Raw genomic sequence first — 15,548 nt, 5'->3', positions numbered from 1 at the left:
GCCGGGCCCGCCCGCCATCCACCCGGTAGCGCCGACCGTCACATGCTGGCGCAAATCGCCTCTGGAAACCCGCGGCAACAGCCGTGAGGGGCGGATATGACGAAAATCACATCAGCGCCCGACGGACGGATCCCAGCAACGTCACACCACGGCTGCTGGCGCTAGCCGGCCCGCAAGATCAACGCGTCGCCCTGGCCGCCCGCGCCGCACAGGGCCGCAACCCCGTAACCCGAGCCGCGGCGGGCCAACTCGAGCGCCACATGCAACGTGATGCGCGCTCCCGACATCCCGATGGGATGGCCGACGGCGATCGCTCCACCGTTGACGTTGACGATCTCGGAATTCACCCCCAGTTCCCTCGTCGAGGCCAGCGCGACCGCGGCGAATGCCTCGTTGATCTCGATGACATCGAGCTGGTCCACCGAGATGCCCTCACGCTTGAGCGCCTTCTTGATCGCGTTGGCCGGCTGCGACTGCAGTGTCGAATCCGGGCCGGCCACGACGCCATGCGCACCGATCTCGACCAGCCACGAAAGCCCTAGCTCCCGGGCCTTTTCTTTGCTCATCACCACGACCGCGCAGGCGCCGTCGGAGATCTGCGACGCCGAGCCGGCGGTAATGGTGCCGTCCTTGCGAAACGCCGGCTTGAGGCCGGCCAACGAATCGGCGGTCGTATTGGCCCGGATGCCTTCGTCTTCGCTGAACTGCAGTGGATCGCCTTTACGCTGCGGAATGCTCACCGGCACCACTTCGTCGGCGAATACGCCGTCCTTCCATGCAGCGGCCGCTTTCTGGTGCGACCGAGCCGCGTACTCGTCCTGCTCCTGCCGCGTGAACTTGTCAACGTCGTTGCGTTGCTCGGTGAGCGCGCCCATCGGCTGGCCGGTGAACACGTCGTGCAACCCGTCGTAGGCCATGTGGTCTAAAACCGTGACGTCGCCGTACTTGTAGCCGGCCCGGCTGTCCATCAGCAGATGGGGGGCCTTCGTCATGGACTCCTGGCCGCCGGCCACCACCACGTCGAACTCGCCGGCCCGAATCAGCTGGTCAGCCAGCGCGATGGCGTCGATGCCCGACAAGCACATCTTGTTGATGGTCAACGCGGGCACATCCCAGCCGATACCCGCCGCGACCGCCGCCTGCCGTGCGGGCATCTGTCCTGCGCCCGCGGTGAGCACCTGGCCCATGATCACGTACTCGACCAGAGATGCCGGGTTTTCCACACCCGGGAACGCCTTTTCCAGGGCGCCTCTGATGGCGATGGCGCCCAGGTCACTGGCACTGAAGTCTTTCAGAGAACCCATCAGCTTGCCGATGGGTGTCCGGGCTCCAGCAACGATCACTGACGTCGTCATGACTACCTCCTATGAGCATGGGAACGGCCGATCAAGCCAACCCGGAGAAGCAGATTCTTCTCCATGAGGTTACCGTTGTGTTATGACCACCGATCAAGTTGACGCCCGTCAGGTTGTGGCCACCTCGCTGGTGACCGGGCTCGATCACGTCGGCATCGCCGTCGCCGACCTGGACGCGGCGATCGAGTGGTACCACGACCACCTCGGCATGATCCTTGTTCACGAGGAGGTCAACGACGACCAGGGAATCCGCGAGGCGATGCTCGCGGTCCCGGGCGCCCCACGGGCGGCGCAGATCCAATTGATGGCCCCGATCGACGACTCATCGGTGATCGCAAAGTTTCTGGACAAGCGCGGGCCGGGCATCCAGCAGTTCGCCTGTCGGGTAGCCGACCTCGACGCCCTGAGCCGGCGGCTGCGCTCGCAGGGAGTCCGTCTGGTCTACGAGGCTGCCCGGCGTGGGACGGCAAATTCCCGAATCAACTTCATCCACCCCAAGGACGCCGGCGGCGTTCTGATCGAGTTGGTCGAGCCGGCTCGCTAAGAGCCACAGCTACGACCACTTTCGGGTCGGGCCACGAGTGCCCCGGCTGGCCCAACACGGGGTATGCCAGTGCCGCCGCTCCTCGACAGCTTCCGGTCGATCAGCGGGCCACACCACCACATGTGAAGTCCCGGTACGGATTTCGTGATCACACCCGGGACATCGATAGGTCTTGACCGCTCGTGCCGCCGCAATCGCCCGGACTTCGTACAAGTAGCCATCCGGCCCGGCCTCGACCCGGCGCAGCATCGGCGATGGCGCGACCGGCCGCTGCCGGCTTGGCGGTTTACGGCGCCGGGCCACCTGAGAAGTTTAGCCGCGACCTTCAGAACAGCCGGTATTCGTCACTGTCCATGCCCCGCATCTTGTCGTAATCCAATGTGAGACAACGGATGCCGCGGTCGGTGGCCAAAGTGCGGGCCTGCGGCTTGATCTGTTGAGCGGCGAACACACCCTTGACCGGCGCGAGCACGCTGTCGCGATTGAGCAACTCGAGATAACGCGTGAGCTGCTCGACTCCGTCGATCTCGCCGCGCCGCTTGATCTCCACCGCGACACAGCCCCCGTGTTCGTCGCGGCACAGCAGGTCGACCGGCCCGATCGCGGTCATGTACTCCCGACGGATCAGTGTGTACCCCTCACCCAAGACTTGAACGTGTTCGGCGAGCAACGCCTGCAAGTGGGCCTCAACGCCGTCCTTCACCAGTCCGGGGTCAACGCCCAGCTCGTGGCTCGAGTCGTGCTCGATCTCTTCGACGGTGATGCGCAACTGTTCGCCGGACTTGTTGGTGAGCACCCACACCGGCGATTCCGTGCCGGTCTCCTCGGTCAGCCAGCACGGCGGACTCATCCAGTTCAATGGCTTGTAGGCGCGGTCGTCGGCGTGCACGCTGACCGACCCGTCGGCCTTGAACAACAGCAACCGGCGCGCGGACGGCAGATGCGCGGTGAGGCGGCCGACGTAGTCCACCGTACATTGGGCAATGACGAGACGCACCCGACTCACCTTAGCCTCGGCCTTGCATCGGGTCACGGATTGGCCTGTGTGGATGCTGTTTTCGAAGATGCGACTTGTCTGGCCGGTGTTGGCGGGTTGGACGGGTCCGTCCTGGATGGCGATGGTCCAGCGCAACGTCGCGATTTCGCAGCCGGGCGTTTTCGGGTTGCTCCGCCGGCAAAATGCCGCTCGCACAGGTGCGCAGCGAACCTTAGACAATTCGATCCTGCACTGCGGGACAGGATCTTTCGCCTATCGACACCCGTTACCGACACACTTCCGCGAAAAAATTCGGTTAGCGCCGGTCCGACGACTTAGGCTGTTGCCACAATGTCATCCCAGAAGGCCGTGGCACAGCGCTTGGATCGGGTGCTTGATAAAGTGACCCGCTGGTACCGCGGGCCGTCAGAAACCCCTGCCTACGGCTCCTGGCTGCTCGGACGTGCATCGGAAAGCCAGCAACGTCAGCGGATACGTATCCAGGTGATGATGAGTGTCACCATTCTGGCTGCGCAATTGGTCGGGATCACCATCGCGGCTCTGCTACTGACGGTTGCCTTCCCGAAACCGAGCGTGATCTTCGACGCGCCGCATTGGCTGTCCTTCGGGCTGGTACCCGCCTACAACGTGCTCGCTGTGGTGTTGGGCGCACTGTGGCTTACTCGGCAAACAACTCGCGCATTGCGATGGGCAATCGAGGAACGCATACCCACCCCAGACGAAGCGCGCGATACGTTCCGGATCCCAGCGCGGGTGTCGTTGGCGGTTCTTTTCGTATGGGGATTCGGGATGGCATTGTGGACCGCCCTCTACGGCATGGCCAACACATTATTTATCCCGCGGTTCCTGTTTTCGATGAGCGTGGTCGGCGTTCTCGTGGCTACCAGCTGCTATTTGTTATCGGAATTTGCGCTACGCCCGGTGGCCGCGCGGGCGCTCGAAGTAGGACCAACGACGCGATCCCTGGTGCCCGGCATCATGGGCCGCACCATGGTGGTATGGCTGCTCTGTTCGGGCCTACCCAATACCGGTATCGCCCTCACCGCGCTATTCGAGAATACGTTTTGGGAGCTCGAGAACGACCAATACATAATTTCAGTGCTGATCCTCTGGATGCCCGTTATGGTCTTCGGGTTCGTCCTGATGTGGATGCTTGCCTGGATGACGGCAACGCCCGTGGGCGTGGTACGCGCGGCGCTCAAGCGCGTGGAGCAGGGCGACTTGGCCGCCGATCTGGTGGTGTTCGACGGCACCGAACTCGGTGAGCTGCAGCGTGGATTCAACGCGATGGTCCACGGCCTGCGCGAGCGCGAGCGGGTGCGTGACCTCTTCGGCCGACACGTCGGTCGCGAGGTCGCCCTCGCCGCCGAACGCCAGCCGCCGAAACTGGGCGGTGAAGAGCGTCACGTCGCCGTGGTGTTCATCGATATCGTCGGCTCGACCAAGTTGGTGACCAGCCAGCCTCCGGCCGACGTCGTGCAGTTGCTGAACCGGTTTTTCGCAGTCGTCATCGACGAGATCAACCGTCATCGCGGTTTGGTCAATAAGTTTCAGGGCGACGCGTCGCTTGCCATCTTCGGCGCCCCCAATCACCTTGACCGACCCGAAGACCAGGCTCTGGCGGCCGCACGCGCCATTGCCGAACGACTGGCCAACGAAGTTCCCGAATGCCCGGCGGGCATCGGCGTGGCATCAGGACAAGTGGTCGCCGGCAATGTCGGCGCCAACGAACGGTTCGAATACACCGTGATCGGCGAGCCGGTCAACCAAGCGGCCCGGCTTTGCGAACTGGCCAAATCACATCCGGGTCAATTGTTGGCTACCGCCGACACCGTGCGGGGCGCAACCGAACACGAGAGTTCCCTGTGGTCGCTGGGCGAGGTCGTGACACTTCGCGGGCACGACCAGCACACCCAGCTCGCGTCGCCGGTACAAGCCGGGTAACAAGACCGGACCGGAGCGACCCCAGCCGCCAACCGACACTGCGGGGCAGCTGCCGGATTTGGAGGCCGGATTTGGAGCTTCGAGATCGACGCCCCACCCGATCACCACATGAATCGCCGAGAACCGAAATGCCAACGGCCGCAGGTCGACACCTTGCCGGCGTCCGGACCGGCCCAAACCCACTCGGGGCCGCAGGTCAGCCACGCGAAAGATGCGAGATTAGACTGACGCCACAATGGCGGCCGAGGAAAGTATGGCGCAACGTTTGGGCCGGGTACTTGAGACGGTGACCCGGCAGAGCGGCCGGCTATCAGAGACCCCCGCCTACGGCTCCTGGCTGCTCGGGCGGGTATCGGAGGACCAACCGCGCCGGCGGATACGCATCCAGGTCATCTTGACCGTGATGGTGGTGGCGGCAAACCTAATCGGGATAGCGGTCTCCATCCTGTTGGTCACGGTCGCGATTCCCGAGCCGAGCGTCTTTTCCGATGCGCCGTTGTGGGTGTCGTTCGCCGTTGTACCGGCCTACATCGTGGTCGCGTTGGCGCTCGGAGCGTATTGGATCACGCGACGAACGGTGATCGCGCTGCGCTGGGCAATCGAGGAACGTCTACCAACCCACGACGACGAGCGCAACACCTTCCTGGCTCCCTGGCGGGTCGCCATTGTCGACCTGATCCTCTGGGGTGTCGGCGCGGCGCTGCTGACCACGCTCTACGGCATGGCCAACACCATGTTCATCCCCCGCTTCCTCTTCGCGGTGACCTTTTGCGGACTCCTGGTCGCCACCGGGAGCTACCTGCTCACCGAGTTCGCATTGCGTCCGGTAGCGGCCCAGGCGCTCGAGGCGGGACCGCCGCCCCGGCGACTGGCATCGGGGATCATGGGGCGAACCATGATGGTGTGGCTGCTGGGCTCGGGTGTTCCCATCGTCGGCATTGCCCTGATTGCGATCTTCCAGATCGAGATGCGGAATCTCACGGCGACCCAGTTCGCGGTCGGTGTGCTCATCGTGTCGATGGCAACATTGGTCTTCGGGTTTGTCCTGATGTGGATCTTGGCCTGGCTCACGGCGACACCGGTACGCGTGGTCCGAGCGGCACTCCAGCGCGTGGAACGAGGGGATCTCCGCGGCGACTTGGTGGTGTTCGACGGAACTGAGCTCGGTGAGCTGCAGCGTGGTTTCAACGCGATGGTCGACGGCCTGCGGGAACGCGAGCGGGTGCGTGACCTGTTCGGGCGCCATGTCGGACGTGAGGTCGCCCTTGCCGCCGAGCGGGAGCGGCCGAAACTAGGCGGGGAGGAACGCCACGTCGCCGTGGTGTTCCTTGACATCATCGGCTCGACCAAGTTGGTGACCAGCCAACCCCCGGCCGAGGTCGTGCAGTTGCTCAACCGCTTCTTCGCGATCGTGGTCGAAGAGGTCGATCGCCATTGCGGACTGGTCAACAAGTTCGAGGGCGACGCCTCGTTGGCCATTTTCGGTGCCCCCAACCATCTCGACCGACCCGAAGACCAGGCGTTGGCCTGTGCGCGGACGCTGGCTGAGCGGCTGGCCGAGGAAATGCGGGAGTGTCAGGCAGGCATCGGGGTGGCGTCCGGACAGGTGGTGGCCGGCAATGTGGGCTCCAAGGAGCGGTTCGAATACACCGTGATCGGCGAGCCGGTGAACGAAGCGGCCCGACTGTGCGAACGCGCGAAATCACGCCCCGGCAAGTTACTGGCTTCGGCGCACACCGTCGAGGCAGCCAGCGAAAGTGAGCGTGCCCATTGGACTTTGGGAAGACACGTAAAGCTTCGTGGGCACAAGCAGCCGACTCGACTGGCATCGCCCGTGGAGCCGCCCAAGCCGGGGAAGTGAGCTCTGGCCACCCGCCCGGCCCCACTACGATGTCGCTTTCCCGCCAGCCATGTCGGTGATCAGGTGTAATTGTCGAACTGTGCACGAAGATTTCGAACGCTGCTACCGAGCGGTCCAGGCCAAAGACGCCCGGTTCGACGGCTGGTTCGTGATCGCGGTCTTGACGACCCGAATCTACTGTCGGCCCAGTTGCCCGGTACGGCCGCCGTTCGCGCGCAACGTGCGGTTCCTGCCGACGGCGGCGGCGGCCCAACAGGAGGGCTTCCGGGCCTGCAAACGGTGCCGTCCTGACGCGTCTCCCGGTTCGCCGGAATGGAACATCCGCGGTGATGTGGTGGCCCGGGCCATGCGGCTGATCGCCGACGGCACGGTGGACCGCGAAGGCGTCACCGGTCTGTCCGCCCGTCTCGGTTACACCACTCGTCAGCTGCAACGGCTGCTGCGGGCGGAGGTGGGCGCCGGCCCGATGGCACTGGCCCGCGCACAACGAATGCAGACGGCCCGGGTGCTGATCGAGACCACCGATCTGCCGTTCAGTGAGGTGGCTTTTGCGGCCGGGTTTTCCAGCATCCGGCAATTCAACGACACCGTGCGCCTGGTCTGCGACAGCACGCCGACGGCGCTGCGCAAGCGTGCTGCCCGCCGGTCGGGATCCGCCGAATCCGGGACCACTGTGCACCATTCTGGCCCGGGAGCGATATCCCTGCGGCTGCCGGCCCGTACACCATTCGCCTATGAGGGTGTCTTCGGCCATCTGGCCGCCGGCGCGGTCCCCGGTTGCGAGGAGGTCCGCAATGGCGCGTACCGACGCACACTGCGGCTTTCCTCGGGCAGCGGACTGGTCACCCTGACACCGGCGCTCGATCATGTTCGCTGTCTACTCGTGCTCGACGACTTCCGAGATCTCGCGGCCGCCACCGCCCGGTGCCGTCGATTGCTGGACCTTGATGCTGATCCCGAGGCGGTGGTCGAGGCACTCAGCGGGGATCCGGCGTTGGCCGCAGTGGTCGCCAAGGCACCCGGACAGCGGATTCCGCGTACCGTCGATGAGACTGAACTCGCCGTGCGGGCGGTGCTGGCTCAACAGGTTTCGACAAGGGCCGCGCGGGCCCATGCGGGCCGACTGGTCGCCGTCTACGGGCAGCCGGTGCACGATCCCGCGGGCTGCCTGACCCACACCTTCCCGTCGGTGGAGCAGCTGTCGCAGATCGACCCCGTCCATCTGGCCGTCCCCAGGGCGCGTCGGCGCACGCTCAGCGCACTCGTCAGCAGCCTTGCCGACGGGAGGATCAGCCTGGACGCCGGTTGCGACTGGACGGAGGCGCGCAACCAGTTGCTGGCCCTGCCGGGAGTGGGCCCTTGGACGGCCGAGGTCGTCGCGATGCGCGGCCTGGGCGACCCGGACGCATTTCCTGCCGGTGACCTCGGTGTTCGGTTGGCCGCCAGACAACTGGGCCTGCCCGAACAACGACGCGCACTTACCGAGCGAAGTGCCCGGTGGCGGCCCTGGCGGTCATATGCCACACAGCATTTGTGGACCACGCTCGAGCACCCGGTAAACCATTGGCCACTTAAGCCGCCCAAGGAAGTCGCATGATTCATTACCGCACCATCGACACCCCGATCGGACCATTGACTCTAGCTGGGCGCGGGGCCGTATTGACCAATCTGCGGATGGTCGATCAAACCCATGAGCCGAACCGATCCGGTTGGTCACCGAATCAATGCGCCTTTCCAGCCGCGGTCGAACAGCTTGACGCCTATTTCGCCGGCGGCCTCCGCGATTTCGACGTCGACCTGGACCTGCACGGCACAGAATTCCAGCAGCGGGTATGGAAAGCCTTGCTGACGATTCCCTATGGAGAAACTCGATCCTATGGAGAAATCGCGGAACAGATCGATGCCCCGGGCGCGGCGCGTGCCGTCGGCTTGGCCAACGGGCGGAATCCCATCGCCATCATCGTCCCCTGCCATCGGGTCATTGGGGCCAGCGGAAAGCTCACCGGGTACGGCGGCGGGCTTGACCGCAAGCAAACATTGCTCGAATTGGAGAAAAAGCGTGTGCCAGTCAATTTGAGATTGTTCGACTGACACGAATCCGGTAAATACAAAAACACCCCCGATACCGGGGGTGTTTTTGTATGTTCGGCGGTGTCCTACTTTTCCACCCGAGAAGGGCAGTATCATCGGCGCTGACAGGCTTAGCTTCCGGGTTCGGGATGGGACCGGGCGTTTCCCTGTCGCTGTGGCCGCCGTAACTCTATGTAAATTTGTATTGGTGGGGGGTGTGGACCCACGGCTGACGCCGTGAGAGTGGAAAGTGGTTGCGATTATTTGTGTTGGTAAGTTTTCGGCCGGTTAGTGCCAGTTCCCTTCACTCATTACTGAGGCTTCCAGGTCTGACCTATCGAACCCGTGTTCTGCGGGGGGCCTTATCCCACCAAATGGGTGAGAAGCCTGATCTTGGAGAAGGTTTCCCGCTTAGATGCTTTCAGCGGTTATCCTGTCCGAACGTAGCTATCCAGCGGTGCCCCTGGTGGGACAACTGGTGCACTAGAGGTTCGTCCGTCCCGGTCCTCTCGTACTAGGGACAGGTTTCCTCAAGCTTCTGACGCGCGCGGCGGATAGAGACCGAACTGTCTCACGACGTTCTAAACCCAGCTCGCGTGCCGCTTTAATGGGCGAACAGCCCAACCCTTGGGACCTGCTCCAGCCCCAGGATGCGACGAGCCGACATCGAGGTGCCAAACCATCCCGTCGATATGGACTCTTGGGGAAGATCAGCCTGTTATCCCCGGGGTACCTTTTATCCGTTGAGCGACACCCCTTCCACTCAGAGGTGCCGGATCACTAGTCCCGACTTTCGTCCCTGCTTGACTTGTAGGTCTCGCAGTCAAGCTCCCTTGTGCACTTACACTCGCCACCTGATTGCCGTCCAGGTTGAGGGAACCTTTGGGCGCCTCCGTTACATTTTAGGAGGCAACCGCCCCAGTTAAACTACCCGCCAGGCACTGTCCGTGAACCCGATTCAGGGTTCGACGTTAGGTGTCCAATACGATCAGAGTGGTATTTCAACAACGACTCCGCCCCAACTGGCGTTGAGGTTTCACAGTCTCCCACCTATCCTACACAAACCGTACCGAACACCAATACCAAGTTGTAGTGAAGGTCCCGGGGTCTTTTCGTCCTGCCGCGCGTAACGAGCATCTTTACTCGTAGTGCAATTTCGCCGAGTCTATGGTTGAGACAGTTGAGAAGTCGTTACGCCATTCGTGCAGGTCGGAACTTACCCGACAAGGAATTTCGCTACCTTAGGATGGTTATAGTTACCACCGCCGTTTACTGGGGCTTAAATTCTCCGCTTCACCTTGCGGTTAACGGGTCCTCTTAACCTTCCAGCACCGGGCAGGCGTCAGTCCGTATACATCGTCTTGCGACTTCGCACGGACCTGTGTTTTTAGTAAACAGTCGCTTCTCACTGGTTTCTGCGACCGAATCCCGCTCCCACCGCAAGGGTGTTCACGGTATTTCGGTCCCCCTTCTCCCGAAGTTACGGGGGCATTTTGCCGAGTTCCTTAACCATAGTTATCTCGTACGCCTTGGTATTCTCTACCTGACCACCTGTGTCGGTTTGGGGTACGGGCCGTGCGTGTGCTCGCTAGAGGCTTTTCTTGGCAGCAGAGGATCACCGAATTCGCCTCAATCGGCTATGCGTCACCTCTCAGGATTTATGAGCGACGGATTTGCCTATCGCTCTCCCTACTGGCTTGCCCCAGTATTACCACTGACTGGTACGGCTGCCTTCCTGCGTCACCCCATCGCTTGACTACTACCAGCGAAGGCTCCACGCAGCCCCAGACCTCCACGCCCCCGAAGGGGAGTGATCGATCCGGTTTTGGGTGGTTAGTACCGCTGATTCATCACGGGCGCCCACACACGGGTACGGGAATATCAACCCGTTGTCCATCGACTACGCCTGTCGGCCTCGCCTTAGGTCCCGACTCACCCTGGGCGGACTGGCCTGGCCCAGGAACCCTTGGTCTTTCGGCGGGCAAGGTTCTCACTTGCCTTATCGCTACTCATGCCTGCATTCTCACTCCCCCATCCTCCACCACCGGTCACCCGGCGGCTTCGCTGAATGAGGGACGCTCCCCTACCCAACCTTGCGGTTGTCGCGGCTTCGGCGGTGTGCTTGAGCCCCGCTACATTATCGGCGCACAATCACTTGACCAGTGAGCTATTACGCACTCTTTCAAGGGTGGCTGCTTCTAAGCCAACCTCCTGGTTGTCTCTGCGACTGCACATCCTTTCCCACTTAGCACACGCTTTGGGGCCTTAGCCGGCGATCTGGGCTGTTTCCCTTTCGACGTACGGAGCTTATCCCCCGCCGTCTCACTGCCACGCTATACACCACGGCATTCGGAGTTTGGCTGACGTCAGTAACCTAGTGGGGCCCATCGGCCATCCAGTAGCTCTACCTCCGTGGTGAAACACGCAACGCTGCACCTAAATGCATTTCGGGGAGAACCAGCTATCACGGAGTTTGATTGGCCTTTCACCCCTACCCACAGCTCATCCCCTCAGTCTTCAACCTAAGTGGGTTCGGGCCTCCACGCGGTCTTACCCGCGCTTCACCCTGGCCATGGGTAGATCACTCCGCTTCGGGTCCAGAACACGCCACTACACACGCTTGCACGTGATACGCCCTATTCAGACTCGCTTTCGCTGCGGCTACCCCGCTCGGGTTAACCTCGCGACATGTCCCTGACTCGCAGGCTCATTCTTCAAAAGGCACGCCATCACCCCACAAAGGGGCTCTGACGGATTGTAGGCACACGGTTTCAGGTACTCTTTCACTCCCCTCCCGGGGTACTTTTCACCATTCCCTCACGGTACTAATCCGCTATCGGTCATCGAGGAGTATTTAGGCTTACCGGGTGGTCCCGGCAGATTCACAGCAGATTCCACGGGCCCGCTGCTACTCGGGAATTGATACAAGGCAGGTGCCGGGTTTTCACGTACCGGGCTCTCACCGTCTACGGCAGACCATCCCAGGCCACTTCCGTTAACCACGACACTTTCTGACTGCCCCTCAGCCGGGTAGAGCTAAGACGTATCGATCCCACAACCCCGCACACACAACCCCTACCCGGTTACCCATGCGTGCGGTTTAGCCATGTTCCGCGTTCGCTCGCCACTACTGACGGAATCACTTTTGTTTTCTTCTCCTACGGGTACTGAGATGTTTCACTTCCCCGCGTTCCCTCCCGCACCCTATATATTCAGATGCGGGTAACACGACATCACTCGTGCTGGGTTTCCCCATTCGGAAATCCTCGGATCCACGCTCGGTTGACAGCTCCCCGAGGCTTATCGCAGCCTCCCACGTCCTTCATCGGCTCTCGATGCCAAGGCATCCACCATGCGCCCTTAGACACTTACTAACACAAAAACCAAAGAATAAAATTGCACAAAAGAACACGCTACCCCTGCGGGCAACGCATCCAGTTGATGCTCGCAACCACTATCCAATTCTCAAACACCACACCCCACCACCAAGATGGTGGGACAACACTCTTGGACGAGTCCAAGACAAGCCCGAGTGTTGCCTCAGGACCCAATAGTGTGTCTGGCTCGCTTGCTGTTGCGCACCCGGCGCCCGTCTACTACAGACGGGAGCCCCTCACGGCTTACACCCCACCAGTTGGGGTGTTTTTCGTGGTGCTCCTTAGAAAGGAGGTGATCCAGCCGCACCTTCCGGTACGGCTACCTTGTTACGACTTCGTCCCAATCGCCGATCCCACCTTCGACAGCTCCCTCCCGAGGGTTAGGCCACTGGCTTCGGGTGTTACCGACTTTCATGACGTGACGGGCGGTGTGTACAAGGCCCGGGAACGTATTCACCGCAGCGTTGCTGATCTGCGATTACTAGCGACTCCGACTTCACGGGGTCGAGTTGCAGACCCCGATCCGAACTGAGACCGGCTTTAAAAGGATTCGCTTAACCTCGCGGCATCGCAGCCCTTTGTACCGGCCATTGTAGCATGTGTGAAGCCCTGGACATAAGGGGCATGATGACTTGACGTCATCCCCACCTTCCTCCGAGTTGACCCCGGCAGTCTCTCACGAGTCCCCGGCATTACCCGCTGGCAACATGAGACAAGGGTTGCGCTCGTTGCGGGACTTAACCCAACATCTCACGACACGAGCTGACGACAGCCATGCACCACCTGCACACAGGCCACAAGGGAACGCCTATCTCTAGACGCGTCCTGTGCATGTCAAACCCAGGTAAGGTTCTTCGCGTTGCATCGAATTAATCCACATGCTCCGCCGCTTGTGCGGGCCCCCGTCAATTCCTTTGAGTTTTAGCCTTGCGGCCGTACTCCCCAGGCGGGGTACTTAATGCGTTAGCTACGGCACGGATCCCAAGGAAGGAAACCCACACCTAGTACCCACCGTTTACGGCGTGGACTACCAGGGTATCTAATCCTGTTCGCTCCCCACGCTTTCGCTCCTCAGCGTCAGTTACTGCCCAGAGACCCGCCTTCGCCACCGGTGTTCCTCCTGATATCTGCGCATTCCACCGCTACACCAGGAATTCCAGTCTCCCCTGCAGTACTCTAGTCTGCCCGTATCGCCCGCACGCTCACAGTTAAGCCGTGAGATTTCACGAACAACGCGACAAACCACCTACGAGCTCTTTACGCCCAGTAATTCCGGACAACGCTCGCACCCTACGTATTACCGCGGCTGCTGGCACGTAGTTGGCCGGTGCTTCTTCTCCACCTACCGTCAATCCGAGAGAACCCGGACCTTCGTCGATGGTGAAAGAGGTTTACAACCCGAAGGCCGTCATCCCCCACGCGGCGTCGCTGCATCAGGCTTGCGCCCATTGTGCAATATTCCCCACTGCTGCCTCCCGTAGGAGTCTGGGCCGTATCTCAGTCCCAGTGTGGCCGGACACCCTCTCAGGCCGGCTACCCGTCGTCGCCTTGGTAGGCCGTCACCCCACCAACAAGCTGATAGGCCGCGGGCCCATCCCACACCGCAAAAGCTTTCCACCACAAGGCATGCGCCAAGTGGTCCTATCCGGTATTAGACCCAGTTTCCCAGGCTTATCCCGGTGTGCAGGGCAGATTGCCCACGTGTTACTCACCCGTTCGCCACTCGAGTGTCTCCGAAGAGACCTTTCCGTTCGACTTGCATGTGTTAAGCACGCCGCCAGCGTTCGTCCTGAGCCAGGATCAAACTCTCCAAACAAAAACCCCTCGATTACCGAGGCGAATTTACAATCAGAGATACCTGACAAGACGCCAATAACTGGCATCTAAATATACGACTACGCCCCACACGGGGAGTGAACGGCGTAGTCTAAAAAAACAACAACAAACAATTACACCAAACACACTATTGAGTTCTCAAACAACACGTTCGCTTGTCTTCGCCCTCTTCGGGGCAACCCTGCCAGCTTAATACAATTCTAGCGGCTTAGTCAAGCCCCGGTTCCGGCCAACTTCGAGAGATGACCGGGGCTTCCGGGTGCGTCTAAGAGCATACCCTCTCGACCTCGGCGCCGAGACTGACCAGGTTCTCGACGAACAACGGATAGCCGCGGTCGATGTGGAACACGTCGTGAACCTCGGTGTCACCATCTGCGACAAGCCCGGCCAGGACCAAGCCGGCCCCCGCCCGGATGTCCGAGCACCAGACGGGCGCACTGGATAGTTGTGGCAGGCCCCGCACAACCGCGTGGTGGCCGTCGGTGCGCGCGTCAGCCCCCAGCCGGATCATCTCTTCGACGAACCGGAACCTCGCCTCGAACACATTCTCGGTGATCATGGAGGTGCCGTCGGCGATCGATGCCAACGCGATCGCCATCGGCTGCAGGTCGGTGGGAAAACCGGGGAACGGCAAAGTCGCAACGTTGACGGCCTTAGGGCGCTCGTACTGCACGATGCGGAAGCTGTCATCGGTTTGGGTGACGGTAGCGCCCGCATCGTGCAACTTGTGGAGTACCAGTTGCAGGTGCGACGGGTCGATGCCCGTCACCGTGATGTCGCCACGTGTCATGGCCGCGGCGATGCCCCAGGTGGCAGCGACGATGCGGTCCCCGATCACGCGATGCTCAGTGGGGTACAGCCGCGGGACGCCGGTGATGGTCATCGTCGGCGAACCGGCACCTTCCACCTGTGCGCCCATCTGATTCAGCATCGTGCACAGGTCGACAACATCGGGTTCACGCGCAGCGTTGTGAATGGTGGTCACACCCTCGGCCAATACGGCAGCCATCAAGATATTCTCGGTAGCTCCCACCGAGGGAAACTCCAGCTGAATCTCCGCACCGCGCAACATTTCTGCCTGGGCCACCACGCACCCGTGCTCGATATTGCACCGCGCACCCAGTTGCCGAAGACCTGCCTGATGCATATCCAGCGGCCTCGAGCCGATCGCATCGCCACCAGGGAGCGCGACCTTGGCCCGTTTGCATCGCCCGACCAAGGGTCCCAGCACGCAGACCGAGGCCCGAAACTGGCGTACGGCGGCGAAGTCGGCGTCGTACTTCGGTTCGTCTGGTGAGGTGATCCGCGCGACGTCGCCGTCGAGTTCGACGGTGGCACCCAGTCCACGCAGTACTTCCGCCATCAGCGGCACATCGAGGATGTCCGGGCAGTTGGTGATGGTGCTGGTGCCCTCGGCCAGCAGTGTCGCGGCCATAAGCTTGAGAACGCTGTTTTTCGCGCCTCCGACGGCGACTTCGCCTGACAACCGGTTGCCACCGGTCACCATGAATCGCTCCGCCACCCGGGTCAGTCTAGTGAAGCGCTATCGGGTTGTCAGTCGGCC

The 15,548-nt window shown here is 61.7% G+C and carries 9 protein-coding genes and 3 rRNA genes; 5 read left to right on the top strand and 7 right to left on the bottom strand.

Annotated elements, in window-relative coordinates; translation table 11 throughout:
* Nucleotides 1–161: 161 nt before the first annotated feature.
* A complete protein-coding gene (locus CDN38_RS21410) occupies nucleotides 162–1,355 on the bottom strand; it encodes an acetyl-CoA C-acetyltransferase (RefSeq protein WP_075510445.1) in 1,194 nt (397 codons plus the stop codon).
* A gap of 82 nt (nucleotides 1,356–1,437) precedes the next feature.
* Here CDN38_RS21410 and mce point away from each other — a divergent pair, with 82 nt between their 5' ends.
* The gene (gene mce / locus CDN38_RS21405; protein WP_075510444.1) at nucleotides 1,438–1,899 is read left to right on the top strand and encodes a methylmalonyl-CoA epimerase; all 462 of its coding nucleotides are present in this window, start codon (nucleotides 1,438–1,440) and stop codon (nucleotides 1,897–1,899) included.
* A 9-nt stretch (nucleotides 1,900–1,908) separates the two neighbouring features.
* Here the strand turns inward: mce and CDN38_RS21400 are convergent, their stop codons facing one another.
* Both CDN38_RS21400 and nucS read right to left on the bottom strand, forming a co-directional pair.
* Nucleotides 1,909–2,202 carry an Rv1322 family protein gene (locus CDN38_RS21400; RefSeq protein WP_082277093.1) on the bottom strand — a complete coding sequence of 98 codons (294 nt, stop codon included), beginning with the start codon at nucleotides 2,200–2,202 and terminating at the stop codon, nucleotides 1,909–1,911.
* 22 nt (nucleotides 2,203–2,224) lie between these two features.
* Nucleotides 2,225–2,896, bottom strand: a complete 672-nt coding sequence (gene nucS / locus CDN38_RS21395; protein ID WP_075510472.1) for an endonuclease NucS — start codon at nucleotides 2,894–2,896, stop codon at nucleotides 2,225–2,227.
* 330 nt (nucleotides 2,897–3,226) lie between these two features.
* Here nucS and CDN38_RS21390 point away from each other — a divergent pair, with 330 nt between their 5' ends.
* From CDN38_RS21390 to CDN38_RS21375, 4 genes are all read left to right on the top strand, one after another.
* Nucleotides 3,227–4,840, top strand: a complete 1,614-nt coding sequence (locus tag CDN38_RS21390; protein WP_075510443.1) for an adenylate/guanylate cyclase domain-containing protein — start codon at nucleotides 3,227–3,229, stop codon at nucleotides 4,838–4,840.
* A 235-nt stretch (nucleotides 4,841–5,075) separates the two neighbouring features.
* Nucleotides 5,076–6,701 carry an adenylate/guanylate cyclase domain-containing protein gene (locus tag CDN38_RS21385; RefSeq protein WP_075510442.1) on the top strand — a complete coding sequence of 542 codons (1,626 nt, stop codon included), beginning with the start codon at nucleotides 5,076–5,078 and terminating at the stop codon, nucleotides 6,699–6,701.
* Nucleotides 6,702–6,780: 79 nt separating this feature from the next.
* Entirely contained in the window at nucleotides 6,781–8,298 is a 1,518-nt protein-coding gene (locus CDN38_RS21380) for a DNA-3-methyladenine glycosylase 2 family protein (protein WP_075510441.1), read from the top strand.
* Complete coding sequence (locus CDN38_RS21375) at nucleotides 8,295–8,792, top strand: methylated-DNA--[protein]-cysteine S-methyltransferase (RefSeq protein WP_075510440.1); 498 nt, start codon at nucleotides 8,295–8,297, stop codon at nucleotides 8,790–8,792. Before CDN38_RS21380 ends, CDN38_RS21375 begins: the two co-directional genes overlap by 4 nt.
* A gap of 52 nt (nucleotides 8,793–8,844) precedes the next feature.
* Here the strand turns inward: CDN38_RS21375 and rrf are convergent.
* The 4 genes from rrf to murA form a co-directional block, all read right to left on the bottom strand.
* Nucleotides 8,845–8,958 (bottom strand): 5S ribosomal RNA (gene rrf / locus CDN38_RS21370).
* An 81-nt stretch (nucleotides 8,959–9,039) separates the two neighbouring features.
* A 23S ribosomal RNA gene (locus CDN38_RS21365) occupies nucleotides 9,040–12,145 on the bottom strand.
* Between the two features lie 288 nt (nucleotides 12,146–12,433).
* A 16S ribosomal RNA gene (locus CDN38_RS21360) occupies nucleotides 12,434–13,964 on the bottom strand.
* Together the 16S, 23S and 5S rRNA genes form the textbook arrangement of a ribosomal RNA operon.
* 285 nt (nucleotides 13,965–14,249) lie before the next feature.
* Nucleotides 14,250–15,506, bottom strand: coding sequence for a UDP-N-acetylglucosamine 1-carboxyvinyltransferase (gene murA, locus CDN38_RS21355; protein WP_075510439.1), 1,257 nt, complete (start codon nucleotides 15,504–15,506; stop codon nucleotides 14,250–14,252).
* Nucleotides 15,507–15,548: the final 42 nt, after the last annotated feature.

It is taken from the genome of Mycobacterium ostraviense, from assembly GCF_002705925.1.
Lineage (GTDB): Bacteria > Actinomycetota > Actinomycetes > Mycobacteriales > Mycobacteriaceae > Mycobacterium > Mycobacterium ostraviense.
Note: the sequence above shows the minus strand (reverse complement) of the source record. Positions and strands in the feature narration are given on the sequence as shown.